20 protein-coding genes, 1 pseudogene and 3 CRISPR repeat arrays (2 of these 24 only partly in view) are annotated in these 25,339 nt (G+C 46.0%); all 21 genes and pseudogenes read left to right on the plus strand.

Translation table 11 applies throughout. The annotated features are described in order from the left end of the window. Positions 1–1,657: direct repeats of the CRISPR family, unit length 30 nt; unit sequence GTTTTTATCGTACCTATGAGGGATTGAAAC (it extends 1,822 nt beyond the left edge of the window). Between the two features lie 427 nt (positions 1,658–2,084). Continuing rightward, positions 2,085–3,287, plus strand: a complete 1,203-nt coding sequence (locus NST29_RS02185; RefSeq protein ID WP_033022451.1) for a putative CRISPR-associated protein — start codon at positions 2,085–2,087, stop codon at positions 3,285–3,287. Between the two features lie 2 nt (positions 3,288–3,289). Beyond that, positions 3,290–4,615 (plus strand): TIGR02221 family CRISPR-associated protein, encoded by a 1,326-nt coding sequence (gene csx2, locus NST29_RS02190; RefSeq protein WP_033022453.1) that lies wholly within the window; start codon positions 3,290–3,292, stop codon positions 4,613–4,615. Positions 4,616–4,628: 13 nt separating this feature from the next. Next, complete coding sequence (gene cmr1, locus NST29_RS02195; RefSeq protein ID WP_339232644.1) at positions 4,629–5,534, plus strand: type III-B CRISPR module RAMP protein Cmr1; 906 nt, start codon at positions 4,629–4,631, stop codon at positions 5,532–5,534. Continuing rightward, positions 5,531–7,174, plus strand: a complete 1,644-nt coding sequence (gene cas10 / locus NST29_RS02200; RefSeq protein WP_339232645.1) for a type III-B CRISPR-associated protein Cas10/Cmr2 — start codon at positions 5,531–5,533, stop codon at positions 7,172–7,174. Before cmr1 ends, cas10 begins: the two co-directional genes overlap by 4 nt. Next, a complete protein-coding gene (locus tag NST29_RS02205) occupies positions 7,171–8,301 on the plus strand; it encodes a type III-B CRISPR module-associated Cmr3 family protein (protein ID WP_339232648.1) in 1,131 nt (376 codons plus the stop codon). The genes cas10 and NST29_RS02205 overlap by 4 nt, the downstream gene beginning before the upstream one ends. Beyond that, the gene (gene cmr4 / locus NST29_RS02210; RefSeq protein WP_339232649.1) at positions 8,301–9,194 is read left to right on the plus strand and encodes a type III-B CRISPR module RAMP protein Cmr4; all 894 of its coding nucleotides are present in this window, start codon (positions 8,301–8,303) and stop codon (positions 9,192–9,194) included. Before NST29_RS02205 ends, cmr4 begins: the two co-directional genes overlap by 1 nt. 15 nt (positions 9,195–9,209) lie before the next feature. Beyond that, positions 9,210–9,620: a type III-B CRISPR module-associated protein Cmr5 gene (gene cmr5 / locus NST29_RS02215; RefSeq protein ID WP_339232651.1), complete on the plus strand. Its 411-nt coding sequence runs from the start codon at positions 9,210–9,212 to the stop codon at positions 9,618–9,620. A 12-nt stretch (positions 9,621–9,632) separates the two neighbouring features. Continuing rightward, positions 9,633–10,778, plus strand: a complete 1,146-nt coding sequence (gene cmr6, locus NST29_RS02220; RefSeq protein ID WP_339232652.1) for a type III-B CRISPR module RAMP protein Cmr6 — start codon at positions 9,633–9,635, stop codon at positions 10,776–10,778. A gap of 184 nt (positions 10,779–10,962) precedes the next feature. After that, positions 10,963–11,524: a CRISPR direct-repeat array (repeat unit 30 nt; unit sequence GTTTTTATCGTACCTATGAGGGATTGAAAC). A 111-nt stretch (positions 11,525–11,635) separates the two neighbouring features. Continuing rightward, entirely contained in the window at positions 11,636–11,803 is a 168-nt protein-coding gene (locus NST29_RS02225) for a hypothetical protein (RefSeq protein WP_339232653.1), read from the plus strand. A 124-nt stretch (positions 11,804–11,927) separates the two neighbouring features. Further along, entirely contained in the window at positions 11,928–13,289 is a 1,362-nt protein-coding gene (locus NST29_RS02230; RefSeq protein ID WP_339232654.1) for an S-layer homology domain-containing protein, read from the plus strand. Positions 13,290–13,371: 82 nt separating this feature from the next. After that, a complete protein-coding gene (locus NST29_RS02235) occupies positions 13,372–14,217 on the plus strand; it encodes a hypothetical protein (RefSeq protein WP_339232657.1) in 846 nt (281 codons plus the stop codon). A gap of 12 nt (positions 14,218–14,229) precedes the next feature. Next, positions 14,230–15,036 (plus strand): hypothetical protein, encoded by an 807-nt coding sequence (locus NST29_RS02240; protein ID WP_061912586.1) that lies wholly within the window; start codon positions 14,230–14,232, stop codon positions 15,034–15,036. Positions 15,037–15,250: 214 nt separating this feature from the next. After that, positions 15,251–16,124, plus strand: a pseudogene (locus tag NST29_RS02245) (transposase). Positions 16,125–16,675: 551 nt separating this feature from the next. Beyond that, positions 16,676–18,391: a TIGR02556 family CRISPR-associated protein gene (locus NST29_RS02250; protein ID WP_033022465.1), complete on the plus strand. Its 1,716-nt coding sequence runs from the start codon at positions 16,676–16,678 to the stop codon at positions 18,389–18,391. A 1-nt stretch (position 18,392) separates the two neighbouring features. Beyond that, a complete protein-coding gene (gene cas7b, locus NST29_RS02255; protein ID WP_033022466.1) occupies positions 18,393–19,349 on the plus strand; it encodes a type I-B CRISPR-associated protein Cas7/Csh2 in 957 nt (318 codons plus the stop codon). A 15-nt stretch (positions 19,350–19,364) separates the two neighbouring features. Further along, positions 19,365–20,108: a type I-B CRISPR-associated protein Cas5b gene (gene cas5b, locus NST29_RS02260; RefSeq protein WP_033022467.1), complete on the plus strand. Its 744-nt coding sequence runs from the start codon at positions 19,365–19,367 to the stop codon at positions 20,106–20,108. A gap of 1 nt (position 20,109) precedes the next feature. Continuing rightward, positions 20,110–22,443: a CRISPR-associated helicase/endonuclease Cas3 gene (locus NST29_RS02265; protein ID WP_033022473.1), complete on the plus strand. Its 2,334-nt coding sequence runs from the start codon at positions 20,110–20,112 to the stop codon at positions 22,441–22,443. 9 nt (positions 22,444–22,452) lie between these two features. Beyond that, positions 22,453–22,962 (plus strand): CRISPR-associated protein Cas4, encoded by a 510-nt coding sequence (gene cas4, locus NST29_RS02270; protein WP_033022476.1) that lies wholly within the window; start codon positions 22,453–22,455, stop codon positions 22,960–22,962. Between the two features lie 2 nt (positions 22,963–22,964). Continuing rightward, on the plus strand, positions 22,965–23,966 hold the full coding sequence (gene cas1b, locus NST29_RS02275) for a type I-B CRISPR-associated endonuclease Cas1b (protein ID WP_033022482.1): 1,002 nt from the start codon (positions 22,965–22,967) through the stop codon (positions 23,964–23,966). An 11-nt stretch (positions 23,967–23,977) separates the two neighbouring features. Further along, positions 23,978–24,241: a CRISPR-associated endonuclease Cas2 gene (gene cas2, locus NST29_RS02280; RefSeq protein WP_172418743.1), complete on the plus strand. Its 264-nt coding sequence runs from the start codon at positions 23,978–23,980 to the stop codon at positions 24,239–24,241. A 170-nt stretch (positions 24,242–24,411) separates the two neighbouring features. Next, entirely contained in the window at positions 24,412–25,158 is a 747-nt protein-coding gene (cas6, locus tag NST29_RS02285) for a CRISPR-associated endoribonuclease Cas6 (protein WP_033842534.1), read from the plus strand. Between the two features lie 178 nt (positions 25,159–25,336). Then, positions 25,337–25,339: direct repeats of the CRISPR family, unit length 30 nt (it continues 2,145 nt past the right edge of the window).

Genomic DNA, 25,339 nt, shown 5'->3' on the forward strand with positions numbered 1-25,339 from the left:
TTTGTTTGATGTCTATACTGAGCAAGAAGCGGAAGAGTTTTTATCGTACCTATGAGGGATTGAAACGCAAGTCAAGTACATAGTCACGGTCTACTTTTGGCTCGGTTTTTATCGTACCTATGAGGGATTGAAACATCTCGAATTCGGTCGCGCCGCGTTTGAACAAATCATCGTTTTTATCGTACCTATGAGGGATTGAAACCGGCGCATTTAAAGGCGTCCTGAACGATCTGTGGACGTTTTTATCGTACCTATGAGGGATTGAAACTGTATCGTGATCGTTCCATTAACTTCGGTGGCGTGTTTTTATCGTACCTATGAGGGATTGAAACCTGAAAAAAACACAGCCACTGCATTGGCGCAGCTGGGTTTTTATCGTACCTATGAGGGATTGAAACTAGCCCACATCGTTTCAGCCCAATAAACTTCGCCAGTTTTTATCGTACCTATGAGGGATTGAAACAAAAAAATTTCTCCTGAAGTCGCAAAAGAAAAGCATTGTTTTTATCGTACCTATGAGGGATTGAAACATGTATGTGTGTCGCTTCTGGACGGTTGCTGTTGAGGTTTTTATCGTACCTATGAGGGATTGAAACATTTTGAGTCGCAGATGAATTCGTTCTTTCGTAAGTTTTTATCGTACCTATGAGGGATTGAAACATGTTTTTGTAAAGATACTTCATCGTACCTAAATGCGTTTTTATCGTACCTATGAGGGATTGAAACAACCAAACAATCCAACAACAAGCAACAGCATGGGGACAGTTTTTATCGTACCTATGAGGGATTGAAACTCAATGAGATTGAGCCAAAACCGTTGTTTGAACTTTGTTTTTATCGTACCTATGAGGGATTGAAACATCCTCAAACGCAAGTTGATGTAAATCAAAACGCACGTTTTTATCGTACCTATGAGGGATTGAAACAATCTCGGGCCAAACCATTCATTCAACCGTCATCGAGGTTTTTATCGTACCTATGAGGGATTGAAACAGAAACGGCAGCGTTTCGTAAATTTGCCTAATGTCAGTTTTTATCGTACCTATGAGGGATTGAAACTGGAGCTAGCCGCTCCATAAGCCGCCCAACAATGTGTTTTTATCGTACCTATGAGGGATTGAAACGTCGAAATCGAGCGTCACGAGGACGAGATCACCGGGTTTTTATCGTACCTATGAGGGATTGAAACTTCTATGCTTCTCGTGCGCCATCACAATATTGATAGCGGTTTTTATCGTACCTATGAGGGATTGAAACCGTGATAGGTTTCGGTCGCGTAATTGTGCCAATATTCGAGTTTTTATCGTACCTATGAGGGATTGAAACACAACAGCGAACCGATATGGTACGCTTGAGCCAAGTTTTTATCGTACCTATGAGGGATTGAAACCGTATCTGATAGACCTGTCCATTTGGCAGTTCCCCCGTTTTTATCGTACCTATGAGGGATTGAAACACGTGATGCGCGCCAAAATGGATCCGGGGTATCTCGGTTTTTATCGTACCTATGAGGGATTGAAACAAAAAATCAAGGTTTCAAGGAGGATGTTTTGCTTCCTACGTTTTTATCGTACCTATAAGGGATTGAAACATTGTTCCAGTCGCTGAACAATCATCTGTTTCCGGCGTTTTTATCGTACCTATGAGAGACCGGAACGTCAGCGCACTATTTCGGCGGAAAGGTCCGTATTCCTCCGCTTTCTATCTGTTGTTTTCCTCTCCTATCTTCCTCGAAAAATTTTGCCCCACACTGGCTAGTTCAGCCCATTTTTTATGCGAAGTTTTTCGGGGGGCTGGTAAACAACAGCAGTTTCCCTTGAGCAATGGGTGAACGTGTGCAAAGAAGGAACGATGCTACAGTTTTTTCTATTGTTTGAGAGACGTTATTGAGAAGCGGCCTACTCCCTTAAATCACCAACCTTCCAAAATGTCTTTCCACAGTAGAAGATTCAAGGATTTGTTATGAATTTAAAAAAAATAATAAAATCACTTGCTTAAATTTTGGAAAATCACTTAAAATTGGTATAGAAATAGATATATTTTCCTAGTTTGCTCATGCTAGATGAGAATAGGGAGAGATTGGCTTGTATCAGCACATTGTATTGACATGCGGCGTTTCGTTATTGACGGGGGCTAGGAATGTCTTTTCGGTGAATCGAGACGAGACGCTAGGGGAGATTCGTTCTTGGATTCATGACCGGGACGTGGATGAACAAAAACAAAGCAAGATAGATCGTTGGTTGCGCCATGCCCGGCAGTTTGCTCATGAGGCCGCTCAGCAGCCGAACCGTGTTTGTGCAGAGTATTCGATGATTTACGAGCTTCATCGACAAGGAAAACTAGGAGAGAGACCGACGATCGTTCTCATTGTTACGGACACGGTTGGAGGGCGGGTCGTTGAGGCGATGCTTGTCCATTTGCTTGAACGGGATTTTAAAGCGAATGTCCGTGTTGTGTATGTAGAAGTAGATGTGAACCATCGGAGGCGATTGCAAGAAACGCTCGGAGAGTATATGTCGAAGGTTGCGAATGCCTTGATGCACGGCGAGCCGTCAACGACTTGTTTTGCGCCGATCGGCGGGTATAAAGTGATGACTTCGCTTGGCTATATTGTCGGGGCGTTTTTAAACTATCCCACTGCATATATGCACGAGGATGGACAAGTTTTGCATGAAATTCCGCCCGTGCCGATTCATATTGATGAACAATTTGTGCGCCGTTATTTTGAGCTGCTTCGCAAGTGCCAAATGGATTTGGTGGCGATGAACGAGCTTTCCTATCAAGAAAAGCAATGCATTGAACAATACCCTTCCTTATTTTATCGGGATGCAGATTTCGTTTGTTTGAGCGCGTTTGGCCAGTTTTTGCTCGAGCATGAAAAGTATAAGCATCTTTTTGAAACGTCCTATTTTGTATCGCGGCAAGTGGCCGATATGCTTCGGCATAATCGTCATCAGTCGCTATTTGTGTACCAACAGATGCAAGAACTAGTCAAAAAATTAAAATATCGTGAAGGGGACGCTTCAGTTTTGTACCATGAAAAATCGTTTGAAACGATTGATCCGCGCAAAGCCAAATATCACTTATACAAAGGGGCAAGCAACGGCCAAACGGCGTTTCGGCTCGCCTATCGGTATGTCGAAGAGGAAGACCGCCTGTACGCTAATTACTTATGGCTCGATCATGACCGGTATGAGCGGGAGGCGGTGAGAGGAAAAGGGATTTATGAAGACGATTCATCATTTTCGGATGTGACGGCGCAACTGGTGGGGACGGGGGGATCATGACGATGGGAAGACATGTGTTGTTGTCGTTTTTAGGGTTAAGTGACTATGAATATTGTTTTTATACGTATGAGGGAAAAACTTCCTCGTATACCCGTTTTGTTCAGACGGCGGTGTACGAGCTGTTGCGCGGCGAGCAACCGATGGATGTCATTGTGTTTGCGACAAAAGAAGCGCGGGAGCGAAATGGAGAGGACCGCTTGAGAGGGGAAGAGCAGCTGGAAGGACTAATGACCGCTTTCCGCCGCATCGCCCCTGAAGCGAATGTGAAGATGGTTGACATTGACAACGGTCAGGATGAACGGACCAATTGGCGGCTGTTTGATCGCATCATGGAAGAAATTAGGGAAGGGGATACGATTTATTTCGATATTACCCATAGTTTTCGTTCCATTCCGTTTGTAGCGCTCATTGTGTTGAATTATGCCCGCTTGGTGAAAAAGGCCGAGATCGGGGCAATTGTGTATGGCTGGTTTGAGGTGCTGGGGCGCCCGATGGATGTTAAGCAACTGCCGCCAGAAGAGCGATTGGCGCCGATTGTCAATTTGACGAGCATGGCCAGCTTGCTTGATTGGACGAATGGCGTCGACCAGTTTTTGCGTACGGGGGATGCGGCGTTGATTCGGGCGCTGACGGAAAAGGAAAACCGTCACGTCTTCTGTGATCCAACGGCAAGCCGAGAGCTGCGCAACGAGGTGGCGGCGTTAAACAAGTTAGCGAAACAATTGGATCAGACGGAGAAAGCGATCCGCACGTGCCGGAGTTTGGACATTGATGAGGAAGTGCGGAAATTTGGCGAACAACTGGCGCGTGTCCGTTCAGCGCCGACCGAAGCGGTCAAACCGCTTGTTCCGCTGCTTGACGAAATGGAAAAGAAGTATGCCATTTTTAGTGATGATCCGATCATCAACAGTTGGCAAGCGGTTCGGTGGTGTTTGAATCATGGACTCATCCAATCAGCGCTAACGATGCTTGAGGAAAACGCAGTGACGGCGATTTGCCGGGCGTTTTCGCTCGATGAACGCAAGGAAGAGGTGCGGAATGACATCCATTCGACCATTCAAATCGTGCTGCGTCGGATTCCGAGGGACGAATGGCGGGTTCATTCGCCCGAGTTGGTGGAGCGGATGGCGAATGCGCTTGACTCTTATCGAGAGGAATTGAAACCGTTTGGCCAAATCAAAGAGCTGCGCAACGATATCAACCATGCGGGTACGCGGCCCAATCCGCTGCCGGCAGAAAAGTTTATGCCGAAGGCGGTTGCGCTGTTTGAACAATTTTCTTCATTTTTTGAGCGGATGTCGATGTTGGCAAAGTCGATGTCAAAGTAAAGGGGAGCGGATGATGGAACGTTATGAATCGGCTACGGCGACCGCTGTTGTCGAATCGCCGTATCAGCTTGTGTTGTTGACGCCAGCGGCCATTCATGGAGCTGAGCCGCGGGCCCAAGCCGAGTTTCGCCTTTCGTCGCTGCGGGGGGTGTGGCGCTATTTTTGGCGTACGCTGCAGGATCAGCCGAATGTCAATGACCTGCTTCGGGAAGAGGAAATCATGTTTGGTGGAACGAGGGTGATGAAGCAGCAGTCTCCTGTTCATCTATCGATGTCAGAGACGGTGCAGGGAGCGAAAAAAGAAAACATTTTGCCGCACAAGTCGTCTTCCTTCACTGTGCCCGCCCTTTCAGCCGGAAAAGAAGTGACAGTGACGATTTCGGTGCGGAAGCGGCATGAATCAAAGTTGGAGATGTATGAATGGTATTTCCAGTATATGCTTCATCTCGCCGGGATCGGACAACGATCGCGCCGCGGATTTGGGGCGGTGCAGTGGACAGGACACGAGTGGAACACTGTTGAAGAATATGCCGATAGTTTACATGCCGTGTTGAGCCGTCTCGGGGTGGCATCGGCGTTTTCCTTCGCAAGCCGCGGCTGCATCGTAGCGCGCGCTGCAGCTGTGAAAACGCCCCACCCGATATTATCCGCTGTCTGGGTCGGGGAAGGGAAAGATAGCGCGAGCGAAGTGCTGAAGGGGTTTGGAAAAGCGTCCCATGAGGCCAATCGGTACGGAACGCTCGGCTTTGTGCAAGGAAAGAATAAGCTCGCTTCGCCATTATGGTGCACGGTAAGGAAAATCGGCGGACGGTATTATCCGATCATCTCGGAAGTGAGGACGAATGAACAGCGGTACAATGAGCCGCGTTACGAACAAGACCGGAAGCGGTTTTTGGAAATCGTTGGGGTGAGGGTATGACGAATCGATATATTGTTCTTTTTACGGTGGGACCTGTACAGTCGTTTATTGCATCGGCCCGCAAAACAGAAGATTTTTGGAGCGGAAGCTATATTTTGTCGCATCTGGTAAGAGAGGCGATGAAACGCTTTTACCAATATAGCGCCGGCTGTGAGATGATTTATCCGCTAGTTGGAAAAGAGGAACTGCGCGCGCTCTCGCTTCGTGAGCTTCGTGTTGCTTCGCTCCCCAACCGTCTAACAGCGGTTATGGAAGGTACAGAAGCTGATATTTGCGGTTGGTTGCAGGAAACCGAACAAGGCGTCCGCAATGTGTTTCTCGATTTCTGTTTTCAAGCGGTCTCGCGCATGTTCCCGCATCTGTCAGACGATGAGCGACAACAGCTTGAAGCGATAGTGGAGCAACAAGTGCAATCGTTTTTGGAAGTTTATTGGGTGGCGGAACCGTATGAGCCATCCGCATCATTCCGGACTGTGCGTGAACGGGCTGAACGCCGATTGGGCGCGTTGAAAAATGAGAAACATTACGCCTCTGTTCCTCAGCAAGGGCTTGTTTGTTCTGTCTGCAAGGAACGGGAGGCGCTGCGTCTAGAGGAAATTGACGATTTTGATCGTTACGGCGAAATCAAGAGGAAAACGGCAAATTTGTGGAGGAGAAGGGCTGGAAAGTTTCAAGGAAGAGATGGAGACGGTGAAGATGAACGGCGCGTTGGCCGCGTGAAAGACAATGAGTTGTTATGCGGCATTTGTTTAGGTAAGCGTGTTGCCCGTGATTACTTCACGGACTTGTTCGGAGCGGCATTTCGGCCGTTCCCATCTGTGCTGGACATCGGTTCGGGCGATTATTACGCGGTGCTCATGATGGATGGCGATAACATGGGCAGATGGTTTTCCGGAGAACAGAAAGAAGAATACAGCCGGACGAGCCAAAAGCTCGCTCGCTTTTCCAAAGAAGTCGTTCCTCGCATTGTCGAACAGCAATGTCATGGTGAGCTTGTCTATGCAGGCGGTGATGATGTGCTCGCCTTTTTGCCGGTCGATGAGGCGTTAAAGGCCGCTGAGCTGCTTCGCTTGGCATTCAGTGATGAACAGCAAGGGTTAGGGGAAGGGGCGACGGCTTCGTTCGGATTGGTGATCGCCCATAAAAAAGCGCCGCTGCAGCATGTGCTAAATGAGGCAAGAATGCTCGAACAAAAAGCGAAACAGTACCGTAACGAACAGACGAATCAGCAAAAAGACGCCTTGGCGCTGGCGGTGCATACTCGGTCGGGTGAGATTGCCGAAGCCATACTTCCGTGGATGATCAAAGGAAAAATGGCATCAAGCCGGTTAGAACAATTCGTTGACTTGGTAAAGACTTCAATCTCACCGAACTTTATTTTCCACTTTACCCAAGCGTTTGCGCCGTTGTTGCACGACAAGGACTGCCCGAAATGGGAAAATCGTGACATGCTGGCCATTGAGCTTCGCCGTCTGCTCAAGCGATCGGTGAAAGAAGGAAGTCAATGGAAGGAACGTGATTTGCGCAGCCATACGGATGCGCTCATGGCGCTGTATGATGCCGTGCCCAGCGGCTATGATTTTTTGCATTTGTTAAAGATGTTGACCTTTTTTAGACGGAGCGAGGGGAGCGACGTATGACCAAGCTGACATTGAGGCCGACCGACACGTTTTTTTTCAAAAATCATCATGCTACACAAGCAGGGGAAACGACGGTCATGGAGCCGATGTTTCCGCCGCGGCCGAATACGATTTACGGGGCGTTGCGGGCGGCGTATATTTACACACACAGTTCGTTTGAGGATTTTGCCAGAGGCGCAGACGAACATGTGAAGCAATGGATGGGCACGCCGAATGGACGTGGGGCGTTTCGCCTTTATTATTGTGGGCTTGCCGATGGGGATCAGCTGTTTTTGCCTCTCCCGCTTGACTATCAAGTCGTTGAGGAAGGGGAGTCGCTCACAGCGTATCCGTTGGAGCTAGTCAAGGATCGAAAGCCCTCTTCATCGTCTCTAGGGTGGCGGCTTGCCTCATCGCGGCGGGAGAAAACAAAAAGTTCGCAACATCGCTACGTTTCTGTCGATGAATGGAAACGCGCGTTACTCGCTAGTCAGCCGATCACCTCGCTTCGATCCTTATCGTCATTTATCGCGCGCGAAGCGAAAGTGGGCATTCAATTGGATGACAGCAAACGAACCGCCCGCGAGAAATTTTTGTACCGGGTCGAAAAAAGCCGCTTTTTAGGCGAGGCCTCGCTAGTTGCTTACATCAGTGATGAGCCGGACTTTTCTGCCGTGAAATGGGCGCGGATTGGCGGTGAGAACCGCCCTTGGTCGATTCGGCAAACGCCGGGGCAGTTCCGGTTATGGAGCGTGGACGAAAGGAAGACCCTTGAACAGGCGATTCAACGGACAAAACTAGCGAAAGTCGTGTTTTTGTCCCCTGCCATTTTTTCAAACGGTTCCCGCCCGGCCACCTTTGACGGCGTGCATTGGAGATGGCCGAATGGCGCCACCGTTGAATGGCTTGCTTCTGCCATTGGTCGTCCGGAGCTGTACGGTGGGTGGGATATCGTCCATCATCGCCCAAAACCGCGAAAATGGATGGTTCCGGCCGGTTCTGTCGTTTACGTGAAGGTGGAGCGTGATGAGGAACTGCCGCTTATTTTCTCGGCCCTTGACGGCATTCACCTGACCGATGAAGGAGCCGAAGAAGGTTTTGGCTTTGCGATTGTAACTAGTGTCAGTGAAAGTGAGGAGGAGTTGTAATGTATTCCATTGTTCGTCCGTTTGTTTTGCATGCGGTTACGTCTGTCCACGCGGGAAGTGGAAGTGAAATTGGGCTTGTCGACTTGCCGATCCAGCGTGAGAAACATACTGGTTTCCCGAAGATTGAGAGTTCTTCTCTCAAAGGAGCAGTGCGGTATCATATGACGCAGGCGTTGCCGGAAGAAAAGAAGGAGCTCGACCTTATTTTTGGAGCTGACCGAGGGGAGGAAAGTGTCACGCAGGCGAGCGCTATTGCATTGAGCGACGCTCGTGTGTTATTGTTCCCTGTCAAATCGCTTCGCGGCGTGTTTGCTTGGATTACATGCCCTCACGTACTTGAACGCTGGAATCAGGAAATGAGCATTCACCAAGAAACCATCAGCCAGGAGAACGCTTTTCAACCGCTTCCAGTTCCAGCGCCAAATACGGTGAGCAGTGACCGGTTGATGGCCGTAAACGGGCGCATCGTCCTTGAAGAATATACGTTCGACGTCACGATTTCACGAGAGGCCCAACAGCTTGCCGAACAGTTAGCGACTCTCATTGGCGAATACAGCCGCCTCCGTCTTCCAGAACGTCTTGTCGTGCTGTCTGACGATGATTTTGCCGATTTTGTCAAACTATCGACGGAAGTCAATGCACGTATTCGCATTTCCCACGAGACGGGAACGGTGGACAATGGGGCGCTTTGGTACGAAGAAAATGTGCCGCCGGAGACGTTCTTTTACAGCTTCCTTTATATTGGCCATGCGCGCAGCAACGGAATCAACGGACTGACCACTGCGAACGACATTGAACAGTATTTAGTGAAAAACGGGAAATTTCCGTCTGTCTTTCAATTGGGCGGAAACAGTACGCTAGGACGGGGAATGATGAGAACCATTTGGCTGTAAATGGAGGAGACAAAGATGAAAAAAACGGTGCAACGGGTTGGGATTGAGAATGGACGCGCCGCTTTCGCGTTCCAAGAGGTCAAACGGGCGAAAGAACAGTTAAGGGAGAATTTTGAAACGTATCGTTCGTACGTGAAAAAAATGCCGTCTCTCATTCAAGTGAACGGCCTTGGGCAAACATTGGCGTTTTATTTCCAAAAAAAGAAACAAAACGAGTATAAAGTGATTTATCATACGCTCGCACGATGGATGAAAGAGCAGTTTCCTGACCAGTTCCCAAGCGGGAATGAAGAGTTGGTGGAAGTCGTCGTCCATTTATCGAGTGCGGAATATCGGCTATGGACGATGGAGACGGTTGCGCTGCTTGATTGGATGCGCAAGTTTGCCGACGGGATGGCGAAGGATGATGGCGGGACGGCAGAGTAAGGAGGAATGAGCATGCTTTTTCATCCAAAAGACACGCGGGACGTCATGCAGGCTGCCAGCAAGTCCATGGCCCATTTGGCGTACCATCTCTATTACTTTTTAGAACATGAGTGGAACGATAAAAAAAGAGTATGGGAGTTATCCAAACGACTAAAGCCTGCTCCAGTCCTTCCCGAACTCAAAGAAGTGGGAGAACAGTTGCGAGCGCAGCGTGAACACGCCCTAGCTGCATGGGCGCAAACCGGACATGTCAAAAAGCTCAAAGCACGCCTTGCCGGTCGAATCATCCATGGCCTTGGCGCTGGCCATGTCCGCGAGACCTCATTGACGATCCATCCCGTATACGGGCTGCCGTACATTCCCGCCTCGAGCGTAAAAGGACTTGTCCGCCACTGGTGGATCGAAGCATACGGTCAAGGGGAAGAAAAAAACCTTTCCGAACAGAAGATCGGAAGGGATGTGTTTGGAACGCAAGAAAAGAAAGGCATGGTTCAATTTCACGATATTTTTCTCACCGATGGGCTCCAACTCGTCCGCGACGTCCTTGCTGTGCATATGAAAGAGTATTACGAGGGAAAAAAGGCAGCGACCGATGACCAAAAGCCTGTCCCTGTTTCGTTTTGGACGGTCACGGCCGCTGAGGTGGAGATCTATCTGACGGCAAACCGTTCGGCACAAAACGATGAAGAGGCGAAGCGTCTGCTGGAGGAAGCCGCGGCATGGACGAAGGCAGCGCTGACAGAATGGGGAATTGGATCGAAAACATCATCGGGCTATGGCCGATTCATCGATGTGGAGGATGTGACGGAAACGGAATTTCTTCCCGTTGTCCGAAAAGAAACGATGCGGCTTGAACAGCGGAAAAAAGAGCAGGCATTGCTGGAACAGCGGAAGCGCGAGGAAGAAGAACAAGCAAAACTTGCCCTGCTTTCCCCAGAAGAACGGCTTGTCGCTGAAATCGTGCAGCTCACCGACAGCCAAGCCGATCAACAGCGCAGCAAAGACGCTCTGTATAACCAAGTCATCCAACAACAAAACAAACAAGCCGCCCAAGCGCTGCTTGCGTATTGGCAACGGATCGGCCAATGGGGAAAAAGCGCCAGCAAAAAGCAAAAAGAAAAAATCAACGTCCTTCAACAGCTGCTTAACGGCTCATAACCAAACCGCCTTTCGTTTGTCGTCGACCTCCAATTGTGCAAAAACCCTAGGGGGTCGACGACATTGGCTCTGATCGCCTGATCCCTACAGTCATCAAGAATAGATTTCATTGACAGAATCTTCGAAACGTGTTATTCTGGTGATGACATTGAAGAGAAAAGGTTGATATGACAACACTTTTTGAGTTTTTATCGTACCTATGAGGGATTGAAACCGGTATGCCTTCAAACGGGTAATAGTCCTTTAGTTTTGGTTTTTATCGTACCTATGAGGGATTGAAACAATCATCGCTCTGGTTCCTTCGATGTCTTTGGATATTTGTTTTTATCGTACCTATGAGGGATTGAAACCATGCCTTCGAGTTCGTTGACCGCTTGCGTTCTTGCGTTTTTATCGTACCTATGAGGGATTGAAACTCGAGAAATCTCCGGAAAAAGGCCAATATGGCTATGGGTTTTTATCGTACCTATGAGGGATTGAAACCGCTGAATGGGAAGCGGAAGAGAAAGGCTTTCAGTGTTTTTATCGTACCTATGAGGGATTGAAACCGTTCATGTCGACAACATTAAAAGAGCTAGCGATGGTTTTTATCGTACCTATGAGGGATTGAAACTCCGACAAGATGATAGCTCCGCATGGTCTGGGAAACGCGTTTTTATCGTACCTATGAGGGATTGAAACTAGGAACCGCCATGCAAGGTTTTGGAGCATTGGCAGTTTTTATCGTACCTATGAGGGATTGAAACTGGAGTAGTGGCGACTATATGTGGTTAGGACCGATTTACGTGAGGGCGAAAATATATGGATTTGATGGTGCGCCCCCATCTCCAGTAGGTGGTAGTGGAGGTTATATTATAGTGAATATTGAGCAAAAGGTTCCTACAAGTTTAAGAAAATTGATGCAAGCGTTTAAAGTATCCCTAAAAACGGATGAGAATCCTGTGAATGGTGTTGATTTCGAAGGTTTCTGGGGTTACTACAGTATTATATCTGAACATGCGTTTAGTACAAGCATAGTACAGTAGTTTTCAAAAATACAACTACTAATAGAAGGGTATAAGAGGAACACATAATCGACTGGGGGAATATAAATGGAGAAATGGAGAGTAGAAAGAGAAGTTGGTTAGTAAAAAAAGGGAGGTAATTATAGTGGAAGAGAGAAAAGAGAGGACATGGAAAGGAGCCGTAAAGTATTTAAAAGTAGCGGCTGCTAGTACGTTGATGGCGTCGATTGGATCTGCTTATACGTTTGATACCGTATATGCGGATACAAATGGAGTGAATAATAATGTAAAGATTGAGGAGATTTTTAATCAGACGATTTTAAGTAATGCTCCGTTTAAGGATGTGCAAGCTGACTTCTGGGCGGCAGATTCGATAAGATGGGCGATTTCGTATGGTGTGATTAAAGGAGATGTGAATGGATTTTTTAGACCAAATGATGTCATTACAGAGGCAGAATTTGCGGAGATGATTGGTCATTTTTATAAGTCGTTAGAGAAAGAGATTACGGATGTAGCGACGAAGGAGAAAATAAGTTGGCAAGATGCGACATATAAGGTATTGGCAAAATATCGAGTACCGTTGATGGGATATAAGGATGCATTTTATCGGAAGAGTCCTTTGACAAAAGGATTATTGGCACAAGTGTTAGCATATACGAATGGACAAAAGTCGGATTTAGATCATGCGATTTATTATGTATTAGATAAAGGGATTGTAGTAGGAAAATCGGAGACTGGAAAGACGATTTATGAGAAATTTGGTCATAAAGACCATTTAACGAGGGCACAAACGATTGTGGTATTGCATCGTTTGTATAACACAGGAAATAGAGATTTGGCAAGTAGTGTAATAAAAGGAAAGGTAGAGGATGTAAATAAAGAAATTCAATTGGCGGAAGCACAAGTGAATAAAGAAGTGGTAGAGAAGAAAGAAGGAGTACATGTAGTGCCAGTGTCACAACCGAAAGTAGAATCGGCACAAGTGAAAGCAACAAGTACGGCGAAGAAGGTAGTAACAAGTAAGACTTCTTCGAAGAAGTTGGTAACGCCGAAGAAACCGTTAACGGTGAAGAAAGCTCCGGCGTCAGTGAAAAAACCAACGAAGACGGTAAAGAAACCAACAACGACAGTGAAGAAGCCGACTACAAATAAAAAGCCATTAGTAATAAGATCTGAAGTTAAGAACGCAGCCTATTATGATCAAAAAGTAGGAGATATTTATAGAAATGCTGGTGTGTCATTTAAAGCATTAGATACTGGATTTGGTGGATATAGTCGTGATGGTGTTGTGAATCAGTATAGTGAAAGGGAAAGACAGATGGTTGTTGGTAGAGGAGATAAAAGTTATAAATTAGCTGCATTAGCTATGGAAAGACTAGGTTATGGTGATAGTGATGCTATATATAAAGCTTTAGTAAAAGTAGGTACAGATCCTAATCCGCGCCCAATAAAAGTAGGAAATTTAACTATTGAGAATACAGGTAGTTTTTTAGGTATTTTCTGGTAAATATAATAAATATTTATAGGATAGTGTCTATTAATAATAATAGATACTATCCTAACATTTATTTATAAAGGGGGTATGCATGTTGGAAAAATGGAAATCAAAATTGATAATCTTGACAGGTATTATTCCTTTATTAGTAGGTATTTTTATGATAGTAAATGTAGTTACGATGAAAGATGATGTAAGAAAAAAAGAACCAGATCATAATGTAGAAGTTAAAAAAGAGCCAAATTATCATGTAGATTTAGGAGATAAACGAGTTTCAGTAGGTGGATTGTATAACTATAATACTGATGGTAAATCTTCATCTAATAATGGTGATGCATCATCTAATGGATCCAGTAAAGGTAGTCAAGTAGATTCAGGTAGTTCATATGATGAAAATAATAAAGAAAGTAATTCAGTAGATCATGTAAAAGTATCGAAGGGTAATGATGTGAGTATAGTGAGTGGACAAACAATGGGAGGTAAAAATAGCATAAAAATTGCAATACCGAATTCAGATTATTCGTTGAATTCTAGTAATAAACCTTCGATGAATGAGAAGCCTAAGAAAATTGATAAAGTGGCTCAGCTACCTAGCAGATTAAATAAAACAGCAAGTAAGGTAAAACATATTTATGATGCTTATGGTTATAAGGTTAGAGCTGATGAGTCCGAAACGGATTTTGCAGCTTTTAAAGGTGGAATGATGCAGCAGTTTTATAAAAATAAGGAAACTGGAAAATTCACTTATATAGTATTTAGAGGTTCTACTGATGCAGAATATAGAATGGCTGTAAAAGCTATGATAATTTTAGGAGCAAAAATTAGTGAAAATGATCTTTATAATGGTATAAAAAAATCTTTAACTAGTGGAGGAGAAGAGATACATGTAGGTAATGTTACTATTTTTAGTGATGGTAGGGGCACTGAAATTACTTGGTAAAGGGGTGAGAACATGAAATGGAAGAAATCGTTGATAAATATATTAATGGTAATGGGTTTATTCTTGTTAGGTGGAAAAGTAGCTGATGCTTATCCAGGACCTGATGGCCCGCCTGAAGGTGCTCCTAGGAGTACGAAAGCATTAATGAATCAATTGTTGGAACAACATCCTGGTTGGCTAGACTTTAATGGGAAGTTTGTGACTGTAGGAATAAGGAACAATAAATATTATTCTTGGTCGGTAAGTCAGTTTAGTAAGTTAGGTATTATTTATTATGGAGATGCTTCTATTGTGAATAAAGCTACATATTCTGATTCTGCTTATCCTTGGAAAAAATCAGTAGATGGACGTAATCATTTGAGGTATTTTGGTATTTCAACAGATGGTAGTTCTGCTGTTCCTGATTTTTTATATCCTGATGATTATGCGACAACAGGCGACCTTTTGGGTAGAGATTATTTAGAGGAACCTTGGACAACCAGAAGTGAAATAAGAAATATTAATAAACCTGGTCTATATTATTTTAATAATCCGGATACTATACAAGTTTTGTACATGTTAAAAGGAGAAGATATTTCTCTTAATGAAGCTCTTCAAGAAATATATACTTGGCTAGATGGAGTAGTAGATAAATATAAGTCAGATCACGCTTTTTGGAGAAAGTTTAGTTCTAATTTTGACAGAACGGATACACGGGATGAATTTAAGTTAATGACTCCAGAAAGAAAAAGGCAAATTCTTTATATAGCGACGCCTCCAACTACGTATACGTATGGGGTAGCTGTAGAGTGGCATAAATGGTTTTTATCGTACCTATGAGGGGTTGAAACAATTTGAATCCGGCTCCTATAACGCAACTACCAATATCGGTTTTTATCGTACCTATGAGGGATTGAAACATCAAAAAGTAGTGTCTTTTTGTTCTCTATGTAATAGTTTTTATCGTACCTATGACGAATTTCTCACTGTGAGCAGGATGTTGCCTTGGGGACGGCGAATAGAAAAAGAGAGACCGTCAAGTTGAGGTGATTGAATGGCGATTGACCATGATCGGTTGTTCAAAGAGCTGATCCGCACGTTTTTCGAAGAGTTTCTGCTCCTCTTTTTCCCCGATATGCACGAGCATATCGATTTCCACCATCTGTCCTTTTTATCCGAAGAGCTGTTTACCGATGTGACGGCCGGTGAAAAGTACCGCGTTGATTTGCTGGTCGAGACGAAGCTGAAAGGCGAAGACGGGCTGATCATCGTGCACGTGGAAACGCAAGGGTATGTCCAGCCGTCGTTTGCCGAGCGCATGTTCCTCTATTTCAGCCGCTTGTATGAAAGTTACCGGACCCGCATCGTTCCGATCGCCGTCTTCCACTATGATTCCCTCCGCGAGGAACCGTCTGTGTTTTCGATGGAATTTCCGTTTGGGGAAGTGCTGCATTCCGGTGGCGTTGCGGAAGAAGCAGTGGCGGGAGTACATTCGGCAGGACAATCCGGTTGCGGCTGCGTTGCTCAGTCAAATGGGGTATACTGAAAGAGAGAAGGTGGAGCTGAAAAAAGAGTTTTTGCGCATGTTGGTGCGGTTGGAGCTCGATGAGGCGAGGCAGCGGCTGCTGCTTGGGTTTTTTGAGACGTACGTGAAGTTGACGGAGGAAGAGGAACAACAGCTGCAAAGTGAGGTGAAGGCGATGGAAACGAAAGAACGAGAGAAAGTGCTGGAGCTGATCATCTCCTACGAGCAAAAAGGGAAAAAAGAAGGGCTGGAAGAAGGGGTAAAACGCGGCCTTGAGCAAGGAATGAAACAAGGAATGAAGCGGCTTATTCAGACAATGGCGCAAAAAGGGATGACGGCCGCCGAGATTGCCCGGTTGGTCGATCTTTCTGAAGAAGAGGTTCGAAGCTTGTTGAGCGAGTAAGAGGAAAAGGGTGATCGATCTCACCCTAGAAGGCCGGTGATTTAAGGGGGCGATCCGCTTGTCAAACCGGTTTCTCAAATAGATAAGCCTTGTCGCATCAGGAGCGCCTTTCAAACGTTCCCCCATTGCTCAAGAGAAACAATCGTTTTTCACCAACCTCCTAGTGTTTCCTGTTGAATGAGTATGAGAATAAAGAAGAAGGCGGTCATCCACCGCCTTTTTTTTATGAAGTTCGATTTCAGCCGCTTGTTCCGTGGGAATCACACCATGCGTGATTTTTTATGGGGGAAGGAAAAAGGTTGTCCATGGCTTTTTTCCTTAATCGATGTTTTACATAAAACAGAGTTTTTCAGGAGTTATGTGGATCCCTCTTGGAGTTGGGCAAGCGTTACGGAGTTTTGATGCATAACGATTGTGTGGGCTATGTGCCAATTTTTTCGTCCGTGATTTGAACGATGATTGATAATCACTAAATAGTATAAATTTTTATACCATATTTCCTGAAACATGGTATAATGGAATTAGTTCTCATGATGCAGAGGGGTGATAGATTGATCGAAGCGATCGCCCAAATTGGGAAGATAGTGCTTGAAAAGCAAGGAGAGGGGTCAGTGGTGGATCAGTTGGTGGAGAACCCCGGCTATCCTGCTTGTGTGCTTGTTGCAGTGCGTGCGGACGAAGAAGGGAATGTTGTTTGGGAAGGTTGCGAGATTGAGGAATGTGGGAGCGATTACAAAAAATATTTGTTTCGTTCCGGTTCGTCTCGTGGAACCAACTATTCGCCGACGGCGAAAATTACAACGATTGAAAATACATATGAACAGAAAGTCATTGGCTGGTTTCGAACGGTTACCCGCAAAATGGATCATCCCGTTCTTCGGGCGATTGAGCAATTGCTTGTGCAAAAAAAGGAAGCGATCTTGCAGGAGTTGAGGGAAAAGCTCTCTCTCTTAACCGATCGTTCCCTTATTTCGCTAAAAATGAACGGCTCCTATTTATATGACTGTGAGCCGTTTCGCGATGCTTTTTTGCATCTAGTTCACGAGAAAGATATGGAGTTGTCGGCTCGAGATCAAGTATGCGCTATTTGTGGGGAGCGCAAAGATACGGTCATCGGAAAATTATCTGTGTTTCGGTTTTACACGTTGGACAAGCCCGGATTTATTACAGGAGGGTTTGACGAGGCCAAAGCGTGGCGAAATTACCCTGTCTGTTTATCTTGCAAAGCTCATATTGAAGAAGGAAGAAAGTTTGTGGAGTCCCATTTGCACTATCGCTTTTACGGTTTTTCTTATTTCGTCATTCCGACATTGCTCATTCCGGCTGGCAAGGATGTATTGGATGAATTGCTTCAATATTTGACAGACGGAAAGAAAGACATTCGCGTTCATCAAGAGCAGGCAGATTCTTTTATGACGACGGAGGAAGACTTGCTTGGGCTCATGCAAGACTATGATAATTCCCTGTCGCTTCAGCTGTTGTTCTTGCAGAAGATTCAAAGTGCCGAGCGGATTTTGTTATTGATTGAAGATGTGTTGCCGTCGCGAATTAGTGAATTGTTTCAAGCGAAGAAAGCGACGGAGTCTCTTTTGTATAGAGAAGGGGACCATCCTTTTCACTTTGGCTTTCTTCGCACTTTTTTTCGGTCGGGTGTCTATGATAAGTACTTTTTGCAAGTGGTGGAGTATGTATTCCAAAAGAAGCCCCTTTCGATCTCGTTTTTCGCTCCCTTTTTTATGGAGCAGCTTCGGGCTGATTTTTATGATTATGAAGCTGGCGATTGGTCGTTTGTCAACAAAACACGTCAAGCGCTTGCGGTTGTGCTTTTTTTAGAGCAGGCGGGCGTGCTGGTCAGGAAAGGAGAGAAGGCGGTGCAAGGGAAATTTGCGCAGTTGTTTGATGCGTACGGGGGACAGCTGGAGTCTCCGGAAAAACAAGCTGTTTTCCTGTTGGGGGCATTGACGCAAATGTTGCTTGACATCCAGCAACAAAAAAGAGGAAGCAAGCCATTTGTGAAGCAATTAATGGGGTTGAAGATGGACGAGAAGGCGATCAAAGGGCTGCTTCCGAAGGTCATCGGAAAACTCGAAGAATACGAGTCTTACTATGCGAGCCATCGACAGTTGGCCGAAGAAATTTCCCATTTATTCCTATCCTCTTCCCCAAGCTGGAAATTATCTGTCGATGAATTGAATTTTTATTTCGCCTGCGGGATGAACCTATCGTGGAAGGTCAAAGAAATCGTAGCGAACAAGGAGGAGAAATAATATGGTCAAGCACCGTTCCGAGCTGCTCTTTTTGTATGATGTGCAATGGGCAAACCCGAATGGCGATCCGGTTGACGGGAACAAGCCGCGCATCGATGAGGAAACGGGGAAGAATATTGTCACCGATGTTCGGCTGAAACGGACGATTCGGGATTATTTATATGACTATCGTCAACAAGAAATTTTTGTTCGCGAAATTGCGCAAGACGATGAGTATATTCAAGATGCGAAGGCCCGGGCGGAAGACTTTTTAGTGAAAGACGGCGAGAAACTAGATAAATCGAAGCTGACCTTACGCGAAATGAAAAAAATCATCAATGATGAAGTGCTGCGTCAATGCATTGATGTGCGGTTGTTTGGCGTGACATTGCCGATTGAAAAAAATCAAAAGGAAAAAAGCTCAATTACCCATACAGGGCCGGTCCAATTTAAAATGGGGCAATCGCTGCATCGGGTGAAGATGGAGTATATCAAAGGAACCGGAGCGTTTGCCTCAGGTGGGCAAATGACACAAAAGACGTTCCGGGAGGAATATGTGTTGCCTTATTCCCTCATTGCTTTTTACGGGATTATCAATGAGGCGGCGGCGCGCTTCACAGGATTAACGGAAGAAGATGTGGAGCTGCTGATGGAAGCGATGTGGGAAGGTACGAAAAACTTAATTTCGCGTTCGAAAGTTGGACATGTTCCGCGGTTGCTTCTTCGCGTCGCCTATCAAGAGCCGTACTTCCATATCGGAGAGCTGGATAAGTATATTTCTCTTCACACCGAAAAAGCGGAAGAGGAAATTCGGGATGTCAGCGATTATGTGCTTGATGTGTCGCGATTGGTTGAAGTCTTGGTTCAACAGAAAGAACACATCGCCAACATCGAGCTGCGTCAGGACGGAAGGCTTGCGTGCAGCGAGAATCTGGCTGAGCGCTTGCGCAAAGAAGGAATCACTGTCGATATTCGGTAACAGGGAATGAGTGCGATGAATGTGCTTGTATTTGATGTTCGAGCCGATTTTGGCCATTTTCGCCAAATGTATTCGACTTCCTCGCCGCTGACGTACTCGTTTATTCCCCCAACGGCTCTTTTTGGTTTGCTTGGCGCCATCGTTGGAGTGGGAAAAGAGGATAATGACTATTTGCGAGTGTTTAACCATGAGACGACGAATGTGGCTGTACGCCTGATGGAACCTGTACGAAAAACAAGAGTCGGCATTAACTATGTCAATACAAAAGGAAATATATGGGTTCCAAAGCAACGGCGGGAAGGAGCACGAACGCAAATTCGTGTAGAGTTTTTGCGTTTTCCTCGTTTCCGTTGCTACGTATATATGAACGATCACGAGCGATTTTCGCAGCTTGTTGATTTCGTTCGGCAGCACAAAAGCGTCTATACGCCGTGTCTAGGATTGAGTGAATGTTTAGCGGATGTACAGTTTGTCGCTGTAGACGATTTTCATCGGGTTGAAGCGATCGACAAAGAGCCTGTGCCTATTTGTTCGGTCATCCCAGGAAGAGACATACAAGCGCTGAAAGTAGAGCCGGGAAAAGAGTATCGCAAGGAACGAGTGGCTTGGGAGATGGATCCGGCCCGGGTAGTTTCTCGGTATGAAGAAGTGATTTTCGAGGCGGGGGCGCGTCCGCTCCTCGCTTCGGTCCCTTATTATTGGCAGAATGCGCAAGGAGAACGGATTGTCTTTTTCTATTCGAATGGAAAGGGAGAGTAGGATGTATTCTCATCCCCATTATTTTTTGTCGGATCATTTGCGAGGGGTGGAACAGCTTTCCTCCCTCTTTTTGTCTGAAAAGTCCGTCCGTCTCGCCGAGTCCGGACAGTTGGCGGAAGTGAATCGGTGGATTGCCCTTTTTCATGATATCGGCAAAAGTCATGCCTTCTTCCAGCGATACATCCAATCACCGGATTCTTTTCAAGATCCGCCTGCATTAAAAAGCCATGCGCTTTTGTCGGCTGTCCTATTAGCGGTTTTTTTACAAGAAAAGGGGATGGATGAGTTTTGGCGATTGTTGGCGTTTCTTGTCGTGAAGCGGCATCATGGGAATTTAGATGATTGGCTGGAAGAACTGAAACGGATGGGGGACGAAGCCAAGACGTTGTTGAAACGTCAAGCTGAAGCAACAGACTTTTCCGCACTATCCAAACAGATGGCCTGTTTGGGTGTTGGACAAGAAGCGATTTGGACGAAAGAAGTGTGGTTAGCGTGGATTGAACGATTTTTTGCCGAAGCTCGCTCGTTGCGCCGCTGGATCATGAAATGGAATCGAAGCAATGATTCGCTTGTGCCATATTTGCAACTGTTGTTTCTCTTCTCTCTGCTCATTGATGCAGATAAATCAGAAGTTGGAATTTTGCAAAAGCAGTCATGGTCGTTTTCCGGGCGCAAGGACATTCCGACTGATTTGATTCTGCGCTATAAGCAGCAACAATCGTGGCCGAAAACGACGTTGAATGAATGGAGAGAGCGGGCGTTTCAAGAAGTGGATCAGGCGCCGATCGATTTGCGTCATCATGTGTATTCGTTGAACTTGCCAACCGGAATGGGAAAAACGTTAGCCGGTCTCCACTTTGCCTTGCGTCTTCGCCGCGAAATCGAACGCCGTCAACGGGTGACGCCCCGAATCATTTACAGTCTTCCTTTTCTCAGCATCATTGACCAGACGGCAAGTGTTCTAAAAGACGTTTTTGCCGCGAGCGGAATGCAGGAGGATCACCAGCTTTGGCTTGCGCATCATCATCTGGCTGATATGCGTTATGTCACAAGGCAAGATGAGGAGCGGTACGACGCTGATTATGAGGCGGCGAAACTGCTGGTGGAAGGTTGGCATTCGGAATTGATTGTGACTACCTTTGTGCAATTGTTCGAAACGATTTTTTCTCACCGCAATGCTTCACTGCGCAAATTTCATCGGTTGGCTAATTCCATTATTCTCATCGATGAGGTGCAGGCCGTTCCTCATCGTTATTGGTTGGCTGTTCGCCGCTTGTTTGCCGCGATGGCGGAAGAACTCGGCTGTTATTTTATCTTCAGCTCGGCAACGGATCCAAAATGGTTTCCAGAAGCGGTTTCCCTTGTCAATGAATCGGCCTATTTTCAACTGCTTTCCCGGGTGACCTTGCATCCAGACATCGACGAGCCGGTAGAGATCGAGGAGTTTGCTCGGCAAATCGAGTGGGATGAGGAAAAAACATATTTATTCATTTTGAATACGATTGAGAGCGCTAAAGCTTTATACCGTGCCTTTCTAGACGAAGGCGTAGATGAGGGGGACATGACGTTTTTGTCCACGCATATTCCGCCAAAAGAACGCCTGCGGCGGATCATGGCGGCGAAAAACGGGGAGTATCGGATTGTCGTTAGCACACAGTTGATCGAGGCGGGGGTTGATATTGATTTTGATGTGGTCTACCGAGACTTTGCCCCCTTGGATTCCATCCAGCAGGCAGCTGGAAGGTGCAACCGCCACGGACAGCGAGGGGGGAAGGTGCACATTATTCGCTTAACAGACAACAAAAAGCGATTATACGCGAGCTATATTTATGATGCGATCCGCTTAGACATTACACAGACTTTGTTAAAAGGAAAAGCGAAAATAGAGGAAAGCGAATTTTTACAGTTGATTACAGCCTATTTCGAAACGCTGACTGCACGAATGAGCAATAACGAGTCCGAACGGCTGTTAAAAGGGATGATGACGCTGTACTTTGATGGGGAAGAAACCGTTGACCGCCTTCCTGTGTCGCGCTTTCGCCTGATTGAAGGAGAAGGGGAAAAATTCAATGTCTTTATTGAGCTGGATGAGGAAGCGAGCGAAGTGTTTCGTGAATATGAGGCCATTTTGCGAATCAGCGATCGGTGGGAGCGGAGGAAGAGATTTTCTGATATTAAAACCCGCTTTTTTCAATATGTTATTGCGATTCCAGCACGGGTAGATCACCAGCCGCCGATTGTCCATGGGATCGGGTATGTGGGACGCGATTCGCTGTCAGATTTTTACGATGAGGCGCTCGGGTACCGGACGAAAAGTGAAGGGCTCATTTGGTAGGTGAGATCGATGGAATATGAAATGCCTGTGACGGGAACGGACATTTGGTACTATTACATTTGTCCGCGCGAAGTTTGGCTGATGAAGCATCAGATTGCTCCAGACCAGGAAGACGAAGCGATAGAAATTGGGAGGTTTCTTTCTGAAACAACTTACCAGAGGGACAAGAAAGAAATATCGATAGGTTCCATTGTCATTGATCGCATCCGTCAAGAAGACGGTCAGTTGATTATAGGAGAAGTGAAGAAGTCATCAAGCTATATGAAAAGCGCTCGAATGCAGCTGTTATACTATTTAGATACGTTGAGACAGGCGGGGATCTACGCGAAAGGGGAACTGTTGTTTCCAAAGGAGCGAAAAAAAGAACGTGTTGAATGGACCGAGGAAGGGCGGCATGAGTTAGAACGTGCCATTGCCGACATCCGCCGCATCGTTCGAATGCCTGTCCCGCCGCCGCCGAAAAAGATATCATTTTGCGGCAAATGCGCCTATCGTGAATATTGTTGGGCGGAGGAATAGAAATGAAAAAGACGCTTTATATTTTCCAAAATGGTGAGCTGCGTCGCAAAGACAATAGTCTGTATTTCGAAACAGAAGGACGTAAACGTTATATACCGGTGGAAAATACGAATGATATTTATATTTTCGGGGAAGTGGACGTATCGAAACGGTTTTTGGAGTTTGCGGCGCAAAAAGAGATCATCGTTCATTACTTTAATCATTATGGCTATTACGTCGGCTCCTTTTATCCGCGCGAACATTTGAATTCCGGACATGTCATAGTAAAGCAAGTCGAGCATTACATTGATCCAGCCAAACGATTGGAGCTCGCCTGTCTATTTGTGCAAGGCTCCATCCGCCAAATGGAGCGGGTGCTCAAGTATTACCGTTCCCGCCTTTCTGAACCGGAGGAATTGGAAAAAGCGCTGCAATTGATCGAACGGGAAGAAGGGAGGTTGAATCAGGCGGAAACGGTGGAGCAGTTAATGGCGGCAGAAGGCCATATTCGTGAAGCGTATTATGCTTCGTTCGATACCATCATCCGCCATCCAGATTTTGTGTTTGAAAAGCGGACCAAACGGCCGCCGCATAATCGTTTGAACGCACTGATTAGCTTTGGGAACTCGATTGTGTACACGATGTGTTTGAGTGAAATTTATAAAACGTATTTAGATCCGCGCATTGGCTTTTTGCATAGCACGAACTTTCGCCGCTTTTCATTGAATTTGGATATTGCGGAAATTTTTAAACCGATCATTGTCGATCGCTTGATTTTCACCTTAGTGAATCGACATATGTTGTCGCATAAGCATTTTGAGAAATTAACCGACGGCATTTTGTTAAATGAAGAAGGAAGAAAGTTATTTGTCAGTGAATTGGAGAAGAAAATGCAGACGACGGTTCAACATCGTCATCTCGGGAAGTCTGTATCGTATCGTCGTCTCATTCGCCTTGAGTTATATAAAGTTCAAAAGCATCTTCTCGGTGAAAAAACGTACGAGCCTTATGTAGCTCGTTGGTAGGTGGAAGCACTGTGTTTGTGATTCTCGTGTACGATTTTAACGAAAAGCGTGTGGCCAAAGCGTTGAAAATTGCTCGTAAATATCTTCATTGGGTGCAAAACTCGGTGTTTGAAGGGGAAATCACAACGGCGAATTATGAAAAGTTAAAGATGGAACTGCGCCAACTCATGGAACCTGATGAGGACTCGGTCATTTTTTACACGTTTCGCACCCAAAAGTACTCGAAAAGAGAAGAAATGGGGGTGAAAAAGGGCGGGGATGAGTTCATCTTATAACAATGAAGAAGAACTCGTCCGCTTGAAGTTGCGCCTCGTTGACTCGGTTGGGGATGAGTTCCTCCTACAATGAAGAAACGGCTTTCATCACCATCATCCTTTCGTTTTTTAGGGAGATGAGTTCCTCCTACAATGAAGAAACGGTATTTATCAGAAGGCAGGGTATTCACATGAGACTGACCATTACGATGAACGGGCGGCAGGGCCCGGTGTCGCTGCCGCTTCATTATCAGCATTTGTTGCAAGGCCTGTTGTATCGGTCGCTAGAAAGCGAACGATTCGCGACGTTTTTGCATGAGATCGGCTTTCGCCATGGGAAGCGATCGTTTAAACTGTTTACATTTAGCCGTCTATTTGGAAAGCATGAAGTCGATGGGGGAAAGAAAACGATCCGATTTTTGGACGATTTCCAATGGCATATCGACACGATCCTCCCGGATTTGACCGAGCAGCTCGGACAGCAGTTGTTGCTGCGGCGGGAGATTTGGCTTTACGATCAGCCGGTCGAGGTCAAAAGCGTGAAGATGGACAAGGTGGAAATTGCCCAAAACACCATCGAGGTGGCCATGCTCTCCCCGCTCACCGTATACAGCACGTATGAAACGATCGATGGCAAAAAGAAAACGCATTTTTTCGGGCCGGACGACGACGTCTTTCCCCACCTCGTGGAGCTGAATTTCCGCCATAAATACGAAGCGTACTATGGCGTCGAGCCAGAAGAGCGATTGATGATCGAGCCTGTCCATGTCCACCACCGTCATCGAGTGGTAACAAGATTCAAAGATATGTATATTACCGGCTGGTTAGGCCATTATCGTCTTTCCTCTTCTCCCGAACAACTGACGTTTCTATACCACGTTGGCCTAGGCAGCCGCAATTCCCAAGGATTCGGCATGTTTCGGTTAATCAGCGAGTGAGCCATTCTAATTGTCGTCGACCTCCAATCGTGCAAAAAACCTAGGGGGTCGACGACATTGGTTTTGATCGCTTGATCCCTACAGCCATCATGGTTGAACTTGATTGACAGAATCTTCGAAACGTGTTATTCTGATAATGACGTTGAAGAGAAAAGGTTGATATGACAACACTTTTTGGGTT

Source organism: Geobacillus sp. FSL W8-0026 (assembly GCF_037966255.1).
Lineage (GTDB): Bacteria > Bacillota > Bacilli > Bacillales > Anoxybacillaceae > Geobacillus > Geobacillus icigianus.

Excerpts from the sequence above, each read along its gene's own strand:
- csx2 (WP_033022453.1), top strand. The coding sequence starts at position 3,290 with ATGGGAAGACATGTGTTGTTGTCGTTTTTAGGGTTAAGTGACTATGAA.
- cmr1 (WP_339232644.1), top strand. The coding sequence starts at position 4,629 with ATGGAACGTTATGAATCGGCTACGGCGACCGCTGTTGTCGAATCGCCG.
- cas10 (WP_339232645.1), top strand. The coding sequence starts at position 5,531 with ATGACGAATCGATATATTGTTCTTTTTACGGTGGGACCTGTACAGTCG.
- NST29_RS02205 (WP_339232648.1), top strand. The coding sequence starts at position 7,171 with ATGACCAAGCTGACATTGAGGCCGACCGACACGTTTTTTTTCAAAAAT.
- cmr4 (WP_339232649.1), top strand. The coding sequence starts at position 8,301 with ATGTATTCCATTGTTCGTCCGTTTGTTTTGCATGCGGTTACGTCTGTC.
- cmr5 (WP_339232651.1), top strand. The coding sequence starts at position 9,210 with ATGAAAAAAACGGTGCAACGGGTTGGGATTGAGAATGGACGCGCCGCT.
- cmr6 (WP_339232652.1), top strand. The coding sequence starts at position 9,633 with ATGCTTTTTCATCCAAAAGACACGCGGGACGTCATGCAGGCTGCCAGC.
- NST29_RS02240 (WP_061912586.1), top strand. The coding sequence starts at position 14,230 with ATGAAATGGAAGAAATCGTTGATAAATATATTAATGGTAATGGGTTTA.
- cas7b (WP_033022466.1), top strand. The coding sequence starts at position 18,393 with ATGGTCAAGCACCGTTCCGAGCTGCTCTTTTTGTATGATGTGCAATGG.
- cas5b (WP_033022467.1), top strand. The coding sequence starts at position 19,365 with ATGAATGTGCTTGTATTTGATGTTCGAGCCGATTTTGGCCATTTTCGC.
- NST29_RS02265 (WP_033022473.1), top strand. The coding sequence starts at position 20,110 with ATGTATTCTCATCCCCATTATTTTTTGTCGGATCATTTGCGAGGGGTG.
- cas4 (WP_033022476.1), top strand. The coding sequence starts at position 22,453 with ATGGAATATGAAATGCCTGTGACGGGAACGGACATTTGGTACTATTAC.
- cas1b (WP_033022482.1), top strand. The coding sequence starts at position 22,965 with ATGAAAAAGACGCTTTATATTTTCCAAAATGGTGAGCTGCGTCGCAAA.
- cas6 (WP_033842534.1), top strand. The coding sequence starts at position 24,412 with ATGAGACTGACCATTACGATGAACGGGCGGCAGGGCCCGGTGTCGCTG.